The sequence below is a fragment of the Mesorhizobium sp. WSM3864 genome (assembly GCF_002294955.1).
GTDB lineage: Bacteria > Pseudomonadota > Alphaproteobacteria > Rhizobiales > Rhizobiaceae > Mesorhizobium.
On record NZ_NSGD01000006.1, the window covers coordinates 239,873 to 255,408 of the forward strand.

A 15,536-nucleotide genomic window follows, 5' to 3' on the forward strand; every position below is an offset into this window, starting at 1 on the left:
AAGCGACTGGTAAGGTCTAAACGTTGCCTAGCCATCAAGGTCGATCCTTCGCGCCAACTCCAGTGGCTTGAGTGCCGGCTCGATTAGCTGATTCAGCCTGCTCCGTGATCTCTCGCAAGTACCGATCTAACTCTGCTCTGAGAATCAGCGTACGCTTGCCTGATTTGCGCGCAGACAACTTCCCTTCTTTGATCAATTTGTAGAGCGTTGACCGCGAAAGGCCTGCAATTTCTGTAGCTTCGGCAAGCCCATACGCGAGTTCACGACGATCAGGGGCAGGGTTGTGATTCTGGACGACATCCAGAATGCGAGCGACATCATCTTCGATGCGCCTCAATCGACGGTCAATGGCGTCCACAAACGCGGCTGCCTCTTTGAAAAGCTGGTCCATCAAGTCTGCCCTTATACTTGGACTCCGCCTTACGCAGCCAAGGCGCAGGTAGAGCGTTCCCGTGAAATCCGGCCGACGGCGTGCCGCAGCCTATATTGCGCGATCGTCTCGGCAGATTGTCGGGTAGGAGCAGGCGGCCAGCAATGGTTCCCACCTAACCCCGTCGGCGACTCTCGGTAGGCTTTGCTGCAGTCCACTCGACGGAAAACACGGTGAAGGCGGCATGGCGAACTCAGCCGCGATCTGACTTCGACTTGGCGGTAGACCAATCGACCGCCTTTGCGTGCTCCTGGTCACGCTTCCACATCGCCTTAAAATTCCGCTCGACGTCTCCGGCAATGCGCCCAGTGATTTCCTCTCCCAGTGCATCATCCGCCCAACTGGACCCGCCGCAGTCCCCAGCACCCGTTAAGTAGATCCGCTGGATAGCCGCTAGGGCGCCCCGTGGCTTGCCCCGCCAGAACTCGCTTGTGCGGATGGCAGACTCCAAATCATGCAGGTATCGCATGTGAACTTCGTCGCGCATTTTCATGACCAGTATGGGGCACGCGACGACCCGGCGCGCAACCATAAATTTGGAAAAGGCAAGAAAATCAGCATCGAATCGATGCGTCCGCATTCCGATCGCATTGCGTCCGCTATGCTAGACAACCCTGATGTGAGTGCCTGCGGCTGTCGGAGCACGTCCCTCGAAGAGTGCCGCATCAAAGCGGAATACTTGCTCACCATAACCGGCGGACGCTTCACCGAACTGCTGCAAAATGACTCGAAAGTTCTCTTGCAGGTCGTTCCTGCCGGAGGCATGGCGGCCGCCTGAAATAGACGCGGAAGGTTTCAGCCACGCTGGCCAGATGCCTCTCGGCGGCGGGCTTTTCATGCTCCAGAGTAGGTCGAGAGAGGGGCCTTGCCGACTTGAGAGTAGCGTGATGAATTTAGGTCATTTCGCGAGAACTAAACATGACAGCCGATACGCCGCGACGGCCTCTCGACTATCACGACCCGGAGTGGCTAGCGCTGCGAGAAAGGGTTCTCGAGCGCGACGGCCGCAAGTGTCGCAATTGCCTGTCGACTGACCTTCTCAACATCCACCATTGGAGACCAGCGGCAACGGAGGCCGACGGGGTGACCAATTGGGGCTACTCCGAAACCGGCAATCCCTTGCTAGTTCCTGAAAGCGCCTTGGTGACATGTGCCGGCTCTGCCACAGCGTTCTCGAGGATTCTAGACGGCGCCTTGTAAAGCTCCGGGGAGGCGCCGAAGGGGAACCCGGACCTAGCCCTCCGCTCACCGAAATCGTCGGTTGGCGCAACATTTTTCAGCTTTGGGAACTGAACGGCCGCACGGTGCCGTTCAAAACAATCAAGGAGTCATGGCTGCAGGCGCCCACCCACTTCATGCGAGTTGAGCGCGTGGTGATCAAGAAATGGCCCTACGGCTTCGCCTGGGGCTGCTATGTTCGCGACGGCGTGGCTGGCGAGCAGCAGCAAATCAACGGAGCAGGCACGTATAGTTGGCGGCTGGTTGATGACTGACACGGCAATGTTGGTTTTGCGTTGGCGAACATACGCAGAACAAATCAACCCAAGTGTGTTGCATCGGTGTTGCACCGACTGAACGGGACGCGGTGGGACATGCCCGGAAATCAAGGGTTTGCGGGCCACGAGCCAGGAGATCGATTGCAACACCATCCGATCCCTTTGGTGCGGTCTAACGTGCTGATTTTCCTTGGTAAATCGTTGGCTGGGGAACCTGGATTCGAACCAGGACTAACGGAGTCAGAGTCCGCTGGTCTACCGTTAACCTATTCCCCAGCAGGCGCGGTTGGTGCCGCGCGAAGCGGGCGGCTCAAGCGCCGCGAGCGCTGCCTTGTAGCCGCCATCCGAAAATAGTCAACCCCGCGCCGCAGTTCAACCGCAGCCTTTTTTCTCATTCGGTCGCGGGCCGCACGGGAACGCTCAGCCTTCGCCGCGGCTGTATTGCGAATGCTCGAAGAACAGCACCACGCCGAGCCCGATCAGCAGCGGGATGATCAGGTAGAACAGGCGGAACACCAGGAGTGCGGCGAGCACGCCGACCGGATCCATGTGCGACAGTCCGGCCAGGAAGACGACCTCGAAGACGCCGAGGGCGCCCGGCGCATGCGACAGCAACCCGACCGAAAAGGATATCATGAAGACGCCGAGCACGACGAAATAGCCGGGATTGCCGGCCGCCGGCAGGGCAAAGTAGATGATGGCCGCCGCCGCCAGCAGTTCGACCGGGCCGATCAGCAATTGCCGCGCCACGATCGGCAGTGCCGGGTAGTGCAGCTGGAAGCTGCCGACCTTGAGCGGCCTCAGATGCAGCCAGCTGCAGAACACATAGACCGCAACCAGGATCAGCATGGCGAGGCCGGCGGCTGTTGCCAGCTCGTGGTGCGGGGTCGTGGTGAAACGGTCGACGATCTGCGGCTCCAGCACCAGCACGAGGCCCCCGACAAGCAGGCTGGAGAGCACGAAGGTGATCCAGCAGATCGCCACCAGCACGCCGACATCCTGGCCGGTCAGCCCCCTGGTGCCATAGGCGCGGTAGCGGATCACCGCGCCCGACAGCACCGAGCCGCCGATATTGTGCGACAGCGCATAGGTGGTGAAGGAGCAGAGCGTGACGAACAGCCACGAAACTTTCTTGCCGATATGGAGCAGCGCAATGTGGTCGTAGCCGGCGAGGGAGGCATAGGCGACGACGGAACTCAGCGCTGCCAGCACCCAGGCGCGCGGGGGGATGGCGACGATACCGGCCCAAACATCGTCGAGTGAGATGCCGCGCAACTCATGGATGAGCAGCCAGAGCGAGAACACCACGGCCGCTACGCCGATGACCGGCCAGAAATAGCGCGTCCAGTTCATGGCGTCGTCGTCATGCGATTAAGCTCATTGCTATGATGTCGCCCAAACCCGTTCCAAGTCTCATTGAGACATGCCTGATTGAAGCCGGCTATTCAACCGGCATGAGGTGGCCCCTGCGTGACGGCGCCAAAAATCGGGTCATGCGCTCTTGGTGATTGCAAAGCGCGCTGCTAGTCTGTTCTCAACTTGAACAAATCGAGGTGCCTGCTGCGTCCTTGCTGGTTCGCGCGGCGCCGAAAGGAATTGAAGTGGAAGACCACGATACCGGCGCGGGCGCGTCGGCAGTGGGCGTGTCCGGGGCATCGCCGGCGGTACCGGCGGGCCCGCCCGCGGGGCGTTTCAGCCGCCATGCGGGCGCGCACGCAAGACATGCCGACAATCAAGGCGAGAACCCGAAAGGCAAAACGCGCAAGCGCCGCAAGCGCAGGCGCGGCCGCAAGGTTTTCGCACGTGATGAGAACGGCGGAATACCCTCGCCGGGGTCCGTCGCCGCTCCCGCCAGCCTTGCGCCTGAACCCGCGCCGATCGTCCCCCAGCCGCGACCGTCGCTTCCAAATGGCGCGCGCCCGCCGCATCAGGAACTGCCGGTATTCGCAGCGCTCGATCTCGGCACCAACAATTGCCGGCTGCTGGTCGCGGTGCCCGCCCGCCACGGCCAGTTCCGCGTCATCGATGCGTTCTCGCGCATTGTCAGGCTGGGCGAGGGGCTTTCGGCCAGCGGCCGGCTCGGCCAGGCGGCCATGGACCGTGCCGTCGAGGCGTTGAAGGTCTGCGGAGACAAGCTGCGCAACCGCAAGATCAGGAAGGCGAGGCTGATCGCCACCGAGGCCTGCCGCTCGGCCGAAAACGGCGTCGACTTCCTCGAACGGGTCGAGCGCGAGGCCGGTCTGAAGCTGGAGATCATCGATCGCCAGACCGAGGCCCGGCTGGCCGTCTCCGGCTGCGGCTCGCTGGTCGAGCGCGAAACGCGCGGCGTGGTGCTGTTCGACATCGGCGGCGGCTCGTCCGAGATCGCATTGATCGACCTCACGCGCGGCCAGCGCTCGCCGCAGCTTGCCAACCACATCGTCTCCTGGACGTCGCTGCCGGTGGGTGTCGTCTCGCTTGCCGAACGTTTCGGCGGCCGCACGGTGACGCGCGAGACCTTCGCCGCCATGGTCGATGACGTTGCGGTGCGGCTCAAGGCCTTCGACGGGCGCAACCGGCTCGCGCATGTGCTCGCCAGTCCGAATTTCCATCTGCTCGGCACCTCCGGCACGGTGACGACGCTGGCCGGCGTCCATCTCGACCTCGAGCGCTATGATCGCCGCCGCGTCGACGGGCTGTGGATGGACCGTCAGAGCGTCGACCGCATGGTGGAAAAACTGATCGGCTGGGATTTCCAGCAGCGCGTCGCCAATCCCTGCATTGGCGCCGACCGCGCCGACCTGGTGCTGGCCGGCTGCGCCATCCTGGAAGCGATCCGCGGCGTGTGGCCGTCGGAGCGGCTGCGGGTCGCGGACCGCGGCCTGCGCGAAGGCATATTGAGCGAACTGATGGCCGATGACGGCGTCTGGCGTCATGACGGGCGTGGCCGATAATGAGCAGGAAGCCAGAGAAGCCGGGCTCGGCCGGCATGCGCGTGCTGAAGACCCGGATCAAGAAGAAGAGCGGCCTGAAGGAATCCTCGCGCCGCTGGCTCGAGCGGCACATGAACGACCCCTATGTGCAGCGCTCCAAGGCCGATGGTTACCGTTCGCGCGCCGCCTACAAGCTCACCGAGATCGACGACAAGCATCATCTTTTGAAACCCGGCATGAAGGTGATCGACCTCGGCGCCGCGCCCGGCGGCTGGTGCCAGGTGGCGGCGGCCCGCACCAAATCGAGCGCGGAAAATCCGCACGTCGTCGGCATCGACTATCTTGAGATGGACGCGGTGCCGGGCGCCGTCATCCTGCAGTTGGATTTCCTCGATCACGACGCGCCGCAAAAGCTGTCAGAGGCGCTCGGCGGTCAGCCCGATGTCGTGCTGTCGGACATGGCTGCCCCCACCACCGGGCATCGCCGGACCGATCATCTGCGCACCATGCATTTGTGCGAAGTGGCGGCGGATTTCGCCCTGCAGGTTTTGAAGCCCGGCGGCCATTTCCTCGCCAAGACCTTTCAGGGCGGGGCCGAGAACGAGCTGCTCTCGCGGCTCAAGCAGAATTTCCGCTCGGTTCATCATGTGAAGCCGCCGGCCTCGCGCGACGAGTCGGTGGAGCTTTATCTGCTGGCGAAGGAGTTCAAGGGGTAGCGCCTAACCTTTCCCCTTGTCAGGGGAGAAGGGAAAGGTGGCGCTCATTTCCCTGCGGTCCCCACCGCCTCTAGCGTCTTCGGCGTCGTCAATTTGCCATGTCCCGACACGGCATTGCCGGCGTCCGGCGCCAGCCGCATGAAGGTCAGCGATGCCGCCGCCGAAACCGCCGCGACGATGAAGAAGGCGATGTGGAAATCGCCAAGCATCAGCGGGCCGCCATGGATGGAGGTCGACACTTCGAGGATGCCGCCGGCCAGCGCCACGCCGAGCGCGATCGACAACTGCTGGAACACGGCAACGATCGGCGTCGCCTTGCTGGTGTCGGCGGTCGATACTTCGGCGTAGGACAGCGCGTTGACGCCGGTGAAGAACATCGAGCGGATGAAGCCGCCGACCAAAAGGATCGCGAGCATCAGCGCATAGGGGGTTGCGGGGGTGAAAAGGCCGTAGATGGCAATCGAACCGGCGGCGATCAGCGACCCCCAGATCAGCACTCGCCGGAACCCGGCGAGCCTGAAGAGCAGCGCGGTGACGAACTTCATGCCGATGGCGCCGACCGCGGAGACGAAGGTGATCATACCGGACTGGAACGGCGTCAGCCCGAAGCCGATCTGGAACATCAGCGGCAGCAGGAACGGCACCGCGCCGATGCCGATGCGGAACAGCGAGCCGCCGAGCACGGAGGAGCGGAACACCTGGTTGCGGAAGAGCTCCAGCGCCAAGAGCGGGTTCCTGGCGCGCCGAGCATGCAGCAGATAAAGCACGCCCGAAACCAGGCCGACGGCAACGGTAGTGAAGCCGGCGATCGGCGGCAAAGCGGGGAGGCTGACCACCGAGAGGCCGAAGACGATGCCGGACGCCGCGAGGCCGCTGAGCACGAAGCCCGGGAAGTCGAGCGGCGGCGTTTTGGCGGGGTCGGTTTCCGGCAAATAGCGGGTGGCAAGCCAGATGCCCAAAAGCCCGATCGGCACGTTGATCAAAAAGATCCAGTGCCAAGTGAAATAGGTGGTGATGAAGCCGCCGATCGGCGGGCCGACCAACGGCCCGACCAGCGCCGGCACCGTCAGCCATGACATCGCCGCGACGAGTTCGCTCTTTGGCGTCGCGCGCACCAGCACCAGGCGCCCGACCGGCGTCATCATGGCGCCGCCCATGCCTTGCAGGAAACGCGACACCACGAAGGCCGGCAGCGAATTGGAGAAGGCGCAGGCGACCGAGCCGGCAATGAAGACGGCGATCGCGGCGCGAAACACGTTCTTGGCCCCGAACCGGTCCGCCATCCAGCCGCTAATCGGAATGAAGATTGCCAGCGACACGAGATAGGCCGTCAGCGCCAGCTTCAGCGCGATCGGGCTGGTGTGGATGTCGATGGCGATTGCCGGCAGCGAGGTCGCGATCACGGTCGAATCCATGTTCTCCATGAAAAGTGCGACCGCCAGGATGAGCGGGATGATGCGGTTCAAGGGGACGCCCTGATTTGACTTCGCGATTCCGGGCCTGGCTTTGGGGGCGAGCCGGCACGCCGGGGCGGTACCACCAATTGGCCCGGATGTCGCATTAATTTGCTGTCACTTTTGTGCGACCGCAACTCTCGCTGGGAATCATCGCGCGCGCCGCTTGATAAACAGAGCTTCTGGGTTATTGTAGTGAAAATAACTACAGGTTATGCAGCCATGGACGAAACCGTTTCGGCAGCCGATGCCAATCGCAGGTTCTCCCACATCCTGCGTGATGTACGCGAGGGCCACAGCTACGTCGTGACCACCCATGGGCGGCCGGTGGCGCGGATCGTGCCTGCGCAGAAGCACGAGGGCGTGGCCTCCCGCTCGCACGCAGCATTGCTGTCGCGCCTCGAACGGCAGCCGATCCTCAATGCCGGACACTGGACCCGCGATGAACTTTATGAGGACGATCGGTGAAGGTCGCCATCGACCCCAACGTCCTGGCCTATGCTGAGGGCGTTAACAACGCGGAGAAGCGCGACGTCGTTATCGAACTGCTACGCAACGTGCCACGAGAGGCCGCAGTCATTCCGGTCCAGGCGCTGGGCGAACTGTTCAATGTTCTCGTCCGCAAGGCCGGAAGACATTCCCAGGAAGCTCGGGATAAGCTGCTTAGCTGGAGCGACGCCTTCGCGGTTGCCGGAACGACGCCGGAAGTGATGATGAAGGCTGTCGATCTTGCGGCAGACCATCGTTTCGGCATCTGGGATGCTGTCATTCTTTCGACTGCTTCGCAAACGGGTTGCCGGCTACTCCTGTCGGAAGATCTGCAGGATGGCTTTACCTGGGGCGGTGTAACCGTCGTCAATCCTTTTGCATCGCCGCGGCACGCTCTGCTGGATGCTCTCCTAGGTGCGGAATAAGGAACCTGAAGCGTCTCGCAACGATCGGCTTTTCATCGCCTGCGGGACGTGTTACCAGCCAGCGCCAATCCTGAAAGGGAAGATGAGAGTCGGCGCTGGCCATTTCGGCCCAGCGCCTTTTCCGCATTCAAAAAGGACTGGCCATGGCAAAAATCATCGAGACGTCCACCGGCGCATTGGCGCTGACCTTCGACGACGTGCTGTTGCAGCCCGGCCATTCCGAGGTCATGCCCGGCGAGACCGATATCCGCACCCGCATCGCCACCGACATCGACCTCAACGTGCCGATCCTCTCGGCCGCCATGGACACGGTCACCGAAGCGAGGCTGGCGATCGCCATGGCGCAAGCCGGCGGCATCGGCGTCATCCACCGCAATTTCTCGCCGGCCGAGCAGGCCGAGCAGGTCAGGCAGGTGAAGAAGTTCGAATCCGGCATGGTGGTCAATCCCGTTACCATCGGCCCCGACGCCACGCTCGCCGACGCCCTGGCACTGATGCGCGCTCATGGCATTTCCGGCATTCCGGTGGTCGAGAACGGCGGCACCGGCGGTCATACGGTCGGCCGGCTGGTCGGGATCCTCACCAACCGCGACGTGCGCTTCGCCTCCGATCCGTCGCAGAAGGTCTACGAATTGATGACCCGTGAGAACCTGATCACGGTGAAAGAGAATGTCGACCAGGACGAGGCCAAGCGCCTGTTGCACAAGCATCGCATCGAGAAGCTGGTGGTGGTCGACCGCAAGGGCAATTGCGTCGGCCTGATCACCGTCAAGGATATCGAGAAGTCGCAGCTCAACCCGCACGCCACCAAGGACGTTCAGGGGCGGCTGCGCGCCGCGGCCGCCACCAGCGTCGGCGACGACGGCTTCGAGCGCGCCGAGCGCCTGATCGATGCCGGCGTCGACCTTCTGGTCATCGACACCGCGCACGGCCATTCGCAGCGCGTGCTGGACGCGGTGACGCGGGCGAAGAAGCTCTCCAATTCGGTGCGCATCCTGGCCGGCAACGTGGCCACCGCCGAGGGCACGCAGGCGCTGATCGATGCCGGCGCCGACGCCGTCAAGGTCGGTATCGGCCCCGGCTCGATCTGCACCACCCGCATCGTCGCTGGCGTCGGCGTGCCGCAGCTCTCGGCGATCATGTCGGCGGTGGAGACGGCTGAGAAGTCGGGCGTGAGCGTCATCGCCGATGGCGGCATCAAATATTCGGGCGATCTCGCCAAGGCGCTCGCTGCCGGCGCAAGTGCCGCCATGATCGGCTCGCTGCTTGCCGGCACCGACGAGAGCCCGGGCGAGGTCTATCTGCACCAGGGGCGCTCCTTCAAGGCTTATCGCGGCATGGGTTCGGTCGGCGCGATGGCGCGTGGCTCGGCCGATCGCTACTTCCAGGCCGAGGTGCGCGACACCTTGAAACTGGTTCCTGAGGGCATCGAAGGACAGGTTCCCTACAAAGGACCTGTGGCTGGCGTGCTGCACCAGCTTGCAGGCGGCCTGAAAGCCGCTATGGGTTATGTCGGTGGGCGCGATCTTGCCGAGTTCCGCGAACGCGCCACCTTTGTGCGCATATCAAACGCCGGACTTCGTGAAAGCCACGCCCATGACGTCACGATCACCCGCGAAAGCCCGAACTATCCGGGCGGACTTTGATCAGGCGGACGAGCGGCCGGATCGCTTGGGGCTATGGCGCAACCTGATCGTCACGGTGTTGCGCCTGTCGCGTCACGCGGCGGCGCTCTCGATTGCGTCCGCGGCGATCTTCATCGCCATGACGGCGCTCGAGTTCTTTTATTTCCGTCACCTGAGCGGCGGGCTTCCTTCGCTCGACATGCGTGTTACCGGCTTCACGCCGGATGAGGGCATGGCATGGCTGACGGCGCTCGGCCGGCGCGGCAGCGAGATCATCATCGTTTGGCATTATCTGACGTTTGATCTGCTCTTCCCGGCGCTGCTGTCGCTCACCTTGCTCAGCCTGATCCTGGCCTTCGGCAGGCGGCTGAGCACTTTCCGCTCCATGCCCGCGCAATTGAAAGCGCTGTCGGCACTGGTCCTGGTGTTGCCCTATACGATCGCCGACTACGCGCAGAACTTCGCCGTGGCGCGGCTTTTGTCGGATTTCCAGTCGGCCAATCCCGACTCGCTGGCCTTCGCCTCGTCGCTGATCGTGACAAAGTTCACGCTTCTGGCGATCCCCTTCGCGGTCGTTGCGGTCCTGGCGCTTGCCGGGCAGCGGCGACGTTAAACGGCAGGGGCAAGATGAACCAGACCGCCATCTTCTGGCCGATGCTGGCGCAGGTGCTGCTGGTCTACATCGTCTATCTGGTGATGCTGAAGCGGCGTTATCTTGCCGTGAAGTCCGGCGAGGCTAAGATCAGCCAGTACAAGGTCCGCTCGACCGAGCCGGCCTCAAGCGTTACCGTCGCCAACAACCTCATCAACCAGTTCGAGCTGCCGGTCCTCTTTCACGTGCTATGCCTGGCGCTGTTCGTTACCAATGGCGTGAATTACCTGACGCTGACGCTGATGTGGCTCTTCGTCGTCACGCGCTATGTGCACGCCTGGGTGCATCTCACCAGAAACTATCTGCTGCACCGCAGCCGCGCCTTCTTCCTCGGCGCGGGCATCCTTCTCGTCGCCTGGATCTGGTTCGCGCTGCACCTGCTTGGGGCGGTGTAGATTGATGCATGTCGCCCAGAAGCGTGCGCGGTTCTGGGACAACGACACGCCATGAAATTCAAGTATTTGAAGCGGTTGCCGGAATCCGTTTCGGCGCGACGCGCTTTAAAGGTCGAATACCGCTATCCTGCGCTTGTCGAACTTGATGCCGATCTCGCCGCGCACCAGTCTAAGCGCCTGCTCGCCGAACACGGCACGCCGCCAGCCTTGCAGCGCCGGCACGTCGGCGGCATCACCCTCGGCGGCGATGCGGTCGATGTCGTCGCTCGAGGCGAGCACCTTGGAGGCGACGCCTTCCTTCTCGGCGACGATCCTGAGCAGCACCTTGAGCAGTTCCGCCGCCGCGCTCGAGCCCTCCGGCGGCTGGAACGTCTTCGGCAGCTTGGGCATCGCTTCCTTCGGAAGGGAAAGGGCGGTGTTGACGGCGCTGAGCAGCGCGGTTGCCGTCGCCGAACGCTCCCAGCCCTTCGGCGTCGTCCGCAGCCGCCCCAACGCAGTCGCGTCGCGCGGCGCCTGTTGCGCGATTTCGTAGATCGCATCGTCCTTGAGCACGCGGCCGCGCGGCACGTCGCGCTCGCGCGCCTCGCGTTCGCGCCATGCCGCCACCGCCTGTACGATCGCCAGCTCCTGCGGCTTGCGCAGCCGCATCTTCAGCCGCTTCCAGGCATCCTCCGGATGCGGATCGTAGGTCTGGCGCGAGGTGAGGACGTCCATCTCCTCGTTGAGCCAGTGGGCGCGGTCCTCGCGCCTCAGCTCGGCGCTGAGGTGCTCATATACCTTGATCAGGTGGGTGACGTCGGCGAGCGCGTATTCGAGTTGCTTGTCGGAGAGCGGCCGGTGCCGCCAGTCGGTGAAGCGCGAGGATTTGTCGAGCCGCGCGCCGGTGATGCGCTGCACCAGCTGATCGTAGGAGACGCTGTCGCCGAAGCCGCAGACCATGGCCGCCACCTGCGTGTCGAACACCGGATGCGGCACCAGATCGCCCAGATGAACGATGATTTCGATGTCCTGGCGTGCGGCGTGAAAAACCTTGACCACCGCTTCGTTGGCCATCAGCCGGAAGAAGGGTTTGAGGTCGATGTCGGGCGAAAGCGGATCGATCAGCGCCGTCACGCCCGGCGCGGCCATCTGGATGAGGCAGAGGATCGGCCAGAAGGTCGTTTCGCGGATGAATTCGGTATCGACGGTTACGAATTCGGACTTTTCGAACGCCGCGATGACGCTCTCGAGTTCTTTCTGGGTGGTGATGACGTGCATCAATTCGCTTTTGGCATCATATCAGGCCTCTTTCAATTTCAGCCGCAAGCGCTTTCGTCAAGCCGCAGTTAGAGCAATTCCAGGAAAAGTGACGAACGGTTTTCCGTCCGGAATTGCGTAAAAACAAAGAGATAGAGCGGTTCGGCGCTTCCGCGAAACGCTGAAAAGCTCTAGTCCTGCTTGTCGGAATCGCCGCCCCGCCGCGCCAGTCGCGCGAACAGCGTCGACGTGCGCAAAAGCGCGGTGAAGCGGCTGCGGCTGCCGGCCGGCACACCCGACCGCACCTGCATGCGGTAGAGGATCACGATGATGAGAACGGCATAGACGACGGCGTTGAAAACGAACAGCGCGCTCGGCCCGAAATGTTGCATCACCGCCGAGGCCGCAATCGGACCGCCGATCGCGCCGAAGGAGTAGAACAGCATCAACGCCGCGTTGATCAGCACGAATTCGCCTTTGCCGGCGCGGTCGTTGGCATGCGCTGCCGATAGTGAATAGAGCGGCATCGCGAAGCTGCCGAAGATGAAAACGATGATGAAGTTGAGGAACGGGTCGGCGCGCGCCACGAAGGCCAGCGCCAGCGCGGCAAGCATGGCGCAGCACGTCGTCGCCAACAGCACCGAGCGCCGGTCTCGGCGGTCGGAGAGATAGCCAAGCGGATATTGGATGAGGGCGCCTCCAAAAATGCCGACGCTGACGAAGGTCACGACATCGGCGACCGACATGCCGATCTCCTCGGCATAGACCGGCGACAGCGTGCGAAAGGCGCTGTTTGTGAGGCCGACGGCGATGCAGCCGATCGAGCCGAGCGGCGAGATCCGCCAGACGCGCGGCAGGTCGAGCTTGACGTCTTCCGGAGGCGCCGGGTTCGAGCGGTCCCCGAGCGAGACCGGCACCAGCGAAAAGGTGATCATCATCGACATGACGGCGAAGATGGCGAAGCCGCCGGCGCCGAAGATCGGAATCAGGAATTGCGCGCCGGTAACCGAGCCGATGTCGACCATGCGATATATGGCGAGCACCCGGGCGCGGTCCTTGTTGCCGACGCCGGAATTCAGCCAGGCTTCCATGACGGTGAACAGGCCGGCGAAGCAGAAGCCGCCGGCAAAGCGCACCGCGCACCACATGACGGGGTCGATGACGAGCACCAGAAGCAGCGTGCCGACCGAGGCGATCGCGGCCAGCGCGGCAAAAGTCCGGACGTGGCCGACCGCCTTCAGGATACGCGTGACGGCCAGGCAGCCGAGCAGGAAACCGGCGAAATAGAACGTGCCCATCAGGCCGATATCGGAAGCGGAAAAGCCTTCCTGCGCGCCGCGCAGGGCAATCAGCGTGCCCTGCAGCCCGTTGCCGCCAAGCAGGATGCCTGCGGCAATCAGGAGCGGAATAAGCGGGCGGATGGACGACATTAAAGAGAGGCAATCACGGATCTGTGACCTCTTCTTGGACCATAGATCCTGTCAACGCCAGCGGCAAATGCAACTTCACATCCTTGCACCCGGCCGAGGAGATGGGCTGCCAATCGGGGTAGGGGTGTCCTAAGCCTTGCCGGCCCGTATTTCTATCTCCAGCTCGAGCGTAGCAGGTGTCTCGCCCGGAAACGCATGGATGTTCTCCGCGGCCGGCCTCCGGCCAAGTGAACCTACCGTCAGCAGGCTGAGCGCGATGAAGGGGATGCCGATGCCATAGGCGGAGCGGATGCCCCAATGGTCCGATACGAAGCCGAGCAGCGGCGGGCCGAGCAGGAAAGCGATGAAGGAAATCTGCGAGAGCGCCGCGACGTTGATCGCCGCCGGGCGATCCGTCCGTTGCGCGGCGGCGGAGATCGCCAGCGGGAAGAGGGCGCTGCTGCCGATGCCCAACAGGGCAAAGCCAAGCATCGAAACGGCCGGCAGCGGCGAGAAGAAGACGATGAGCACGCCGGCCGCCATCGCTGCCAAGAGCACGCGCGCGACCCCGCTTGGCGAGTGGCGGTCGACGAAGGAGTCGGCGAAAAAGCGTGTGGTTGCCTGCGAGAAGGCAAACAGCGCCACCGTCAATCCGGCGACGAAGGGGCCGGAGTCGAAGACGGTGCGCATGTAGATCGCCGACCAGTCGATGCTGGCGCCTTCGAGGAGCATCGCCGAAAGCGTCACGGCGACCAGGACCAGGATCGGCAATGTCGGCCGCGCGAACATCGGCGCCTTGTCGCCGGAGTTGGCGAAGCGGGCGGGCGCCGGCTCGAAGCCGCCGAGAAACAGAGCCATTGCAATCGTCACCATCGGCACCACCAGCGCCAGATGCAGCTGCGGCGACAGGCCGAGATGCGCCATGGCGCCGCCGAACAGCCCGGCGCCGAAGAAGCCCGCGCTCCAGAAGGAGTGCGCCCGGTTCATGATTCGGCGCTTGAGCAGGAACTCCGTCCGGTCGGCTTCGACATTGAGGATGATCTCGACGCTGCCGATCATCAGACCGACCGGCAGCAGCATCAGGAACAGCCCAAGCGGCCCCGGCGCGTGCACCGCGACCGAATAGGCGAGCGCCAGAAGCGGGACGAGCCAGAGCAGCGCGCGCCGAAAGCCGACACGCTCAAGGACGGGCGTCGCGAGCGTCAATGCGGTCAAAGTGCCGATCGGCGTCCCGATTAGGCTGAGCCCCAGCGTGCCGTCCTCGATCGCCATGGCGTGCTTGATGTCCGGCAAGCGCGGAAAAATGTTGCCCATCGCGAAGGAGTAGATCGCGAAACCGGCATAGACGCGATGCTGAGGGGCGAGTTTCAAGCCAAAGGTCATTGCGACTTTCCATCGGGGAAGGGCGGACGGCACTGCGCATTTTCTTGCATGAACACGCAAAACATGCAAGAACACGCACAAAGAAATAGGATCGTGCATGCTCACCGAGGAACGGTATCAATTTATTCGCGACCGGCTGGCAGCGGAAGGCAAGGTCCTGGCTGGCGAGCTCGCCAGCCGCTTCGGCGTTTCGGAAGACACGGTTCGCCGCGATCTGCGGGAACTGGCCAAGGCCGGGCAGTTGCGTCGCGTGTATGGCGGTGCGGTAGCGCCGGCGCCTTTCGCAGCGGCAACGATCAGCGAGCGCGCTCGCCACGTCCCTGAGGAGAAGCTACGCCTTGCGAAGGCCGCAGTCGGTATGCTGAGATCCGGACAGGCCCTTTTCATTGACGGCGGTACGACCAACGAAGCGATCGCCAGGGCCATCCCGCGCGATATCGAGCTGACGGTCGCTACCAATTCGCTGGGCGTCGCATCGGCACTCGCCGATCTGCCCCTGGTCGAGCTGTTTGTGCTGGGCGGCAGGTATGTCCGCGACCTCGGCACCTGTGTCGGCGGCGATACGCTGGCCGCCGTGGCGCAGCTTGGCGCCGATCTGTTCTTCCTTGGCTCCTGCGGCCTCGATGCCTCGCGTGGCGTCACCGCTTTCGATTCGGCGGAAGCGGAGGTCAAGCGCGCCATGGCCAGGAATAGCGCCGGCATCGTGATCGCCGTCACCAACGACAAGCTCGCCACCGCGGCGCCTTATCGCGTCGCCGCGCCCGACGCGATAAGCCATCTGGTGGTGGACAAGACGGCGCCATCAGCCATCCTTGCCGATTTCGAGCGCCTGGGTGTCGAAATCCACTTTGCCTGATCTGCGGCACCCGCCTGCGTGTGACCGCTTGCCTTGACAAAGCCGGCCTCTCATGCGC

At 63.4% G+C, this 15,536-nt stretch carries 16 protein-coding genes and 1 tRNA gene; 10 read left to right on the plus strand and 7 right to left on the minus strand.

All coding sequences use genetic code 11. The features are described from left to right. Window positions 1-34 precede the first annotated feature (34 nt). The gene (locus CK215_RS15790; protein ID WP_095831519.1) at window positions 35-391 is read right to left on the minus strand and encodes a helix-turn-helix domain-containing protein; all 357 of its coding nucleotides are present in this window, start codon (window positions 389-391) and stop codon (window positions 35-37) included. Window positions 392-884: 493 nt separating this feature from the next. Between CK215_RS15790 and CK215_RS30775 the strand changes: the two genes are divergently transcribed. After that, on the plus strand, window positions 885-1,208 hold the full coding sequence (locus CK215_RS30775) for a hypothetical protein (protein ID WP_141245485.1): 324 nt from the start codon (window positions 885-887) through the stop codon (window positions 1,206-1,208). A 526-nt stretch (window positions 1,209-1,734) separates the two neighbouring features. Further along, complete coding sequence (locus tag CK215_RS15800; RefSeq protein WP_245418695.1) at window positions 1,735-1,923, plus strand: hypothetical protein; 189 nt, start codon at window positions 1,735-1,737, stop codon at window positions 1,921-1,923. Between the two features lie 205 nt (window positions 1,924-2,128). Here CK215_RS15800 and CK215_RS15805 read toward each other — a convergent pair. Then, window positions 2,129-2,202 (minus strand) — tRNA-Gln (locus CK215_RS15805). Window positions 2,203-2,346: 144 nt separating this feature from the next. Further along, on the minus strand, window positions 2,347-3,279 hold the full coding sequence (locus CK215_RS15810; protein WP_095783225.1) for a YbhN family protein: 933 nt from the start codon (window positions 3,277-3,279) through the stop codon (window positions 2,347-2,349). A 248-nt stretch (window positions 3,280-3,527) separates the two neighbouring features. Between CK215_RS15810 and CK215_RS15815 the strand changes: the two genes are divergently transcribed. Continuing rightward, window positions 3,528-4,859: a Ppx/GppA phosphatase family protein gene (locus tag CK215_RS15815; protein ID WP_095831459.1), complete on the plus strand. Its 1,332-nt coding sequence runs from the start codon at window positions 3,528-3,530 to the stop codon at window positions 4,857-4,859. Further along, window positions 4,859-5,554 (plus strand): RlmE family RNA methyltransferase, encoded by a 696-nt coding sequence (locus tag CK215_RS15820; protein WP_095801252.1) that lies wholly within the window; start codon window positions 4,859-4,861, stop codon window positions 5,552-5,554. The genes CK215_RS15815 and CK215_RS15820 overlap by 1 nt, the downstream gene beginning before the upstream one ends. Before the next feature lie 44 nt (window positions 5,555-5,598). On the opposite strand, the gene CK215_RS15825 is transcribed toward CK215_RS15820, so the two are convergent. Next, a complete protein-coding gene (locus tag CK215_RS15825; protein WP_095783228.1) occupies window positions 5,599-7,020 on the minus strand; it encodes an MFS transporter in 1,422 nt (473 codons plus the stop codon). 210 nt (window positions 7,021-7,230) lie between these two features. On the opposite strand from CK215_RS15825, the gene CK215_RS15830 reads away from it, so the two are divergent. The 5 genes from CK215_RS15830 (at window position 7,231) to CK215_RS15850 (ending at window position 10,594) form a co-directional block, all read left to right on the plus strand. Further along, window positions 7,231-7,476, plus strand: a complete 246-nt coding sequence (locus tag CK215_RS15830) for a type II toxin-antitoxin system prevent-host-death family antitoxin (protein WP_095783229.1) — start codon at window positions 7,231-7,233, stop codon at window positions 7,474-7,476. Beyond that, entirely contained in the window at window positions 7,473-7,922 is a 450-nt protein-coding gene (locus CK215_RS15835; protein ID WP_067000638.1) for a PIN domain-containing protein, read from the plus strand. The genes CK215_RS15830 and CK215_RS15835 overlap by 4 nt, the downstream gene beginning before the upstream one ends. 143 nt (window positions 7,923-8,065) lie before the next feature. Then, complete coding sequence (gene guaB / locus CK215_RS15840) at window positions 8,066-9,568, plus strand: IMP dehydrogenase (RefSeq protein ID WP_095831460.1); 1,503 nt, start codon at window positions 8,066-8,068, stop codon at window positions 9,566-9,568. Between the two features lie 43 nt (window positions 9,569-9,611). Next, complete coding sequence (locus tag CK215_RS15845) at window positions 9,612-10,160, plus strand: hypothetical protein (protein ID WP_245418702.1); 549 nt, start codon at window positions 9,612-9,614, stop codon at window positions 10,158-10,160. Window positions 10,161-10,174: 14 nt separating this feature from the next. After that, window positions 10,175-10,594: an MAPEG family protein gene (locus CK215_RS15850; protein ID WP_067000646.1), complete on the plus strand. Its 420-nt coding sequence runs from the start codon at window positions 10,175-10,177 to the stop codon at window positions 10,592-10,594. A gap of 105 nt (window positions 10,595-10,699) precedes the next feature. On the opposite strand, the gene rnd is transcribed toward CK215_RS15850, so the two are convergent. The 3 genes from rnd to CK215_RS15865 form a co-directional block, all read right to left on the minus strand. Further along, on the minus strand, window positions 10,700-11,851 hold the full coding sequence (rnd, locus tag CK215_RS15855) for a ribonuclease D (RefSeq protein ID WP_067000650.1): 1,152 nt from the start codon (window positions 11,849-11,851) through the stop codon (window positions 10,700-10,702). A gap of 170 nt (window positions 11,852-12,021) precedes the next feature. Beyond that, window positions 12,022-13,260 (minus strand): MFS transporter, encoded by a 1,239-nt coding sequence (locus tag CK215_RS15860; protein ID WP_067329973.1) that lies wholly within the window; start codon window positions 13,258-13,260, stop codon window positions 12,022-12,024. Between the two features lie 129 nt (window positions 13,261-13,389). Further along, window positions 13,390-14,622, minus strand: coding sequence for an MFS transporter (locus CK215_RS15865; RefSeq protein WP_095831461.1), 1,233 nt, complete (start codon window positions 14,620-14,622; stop codon window positions 13,390-13,392). Between the two features lie 97 nt (window positions 14,623-14,719). Here CK215_RS15865 and CK215_RS15870 point away from each other — a divergent pair, with 97 nt between their 5' ends. Next, window positions 14,720-15,478: a DeoR/GlpR family DNA-binding transcription regulator gene (locus tag CK215_RS15870; RefSeq protein WP_095831462.1), complete on the plus strand. Its 759-nt coding sequence runs from the start codon at window positions 14,720-14,722 to the stop codon at window positions 15,476-15,478. Window positions 15,479-15,536 lie beyond the last annotated feature (58 nt).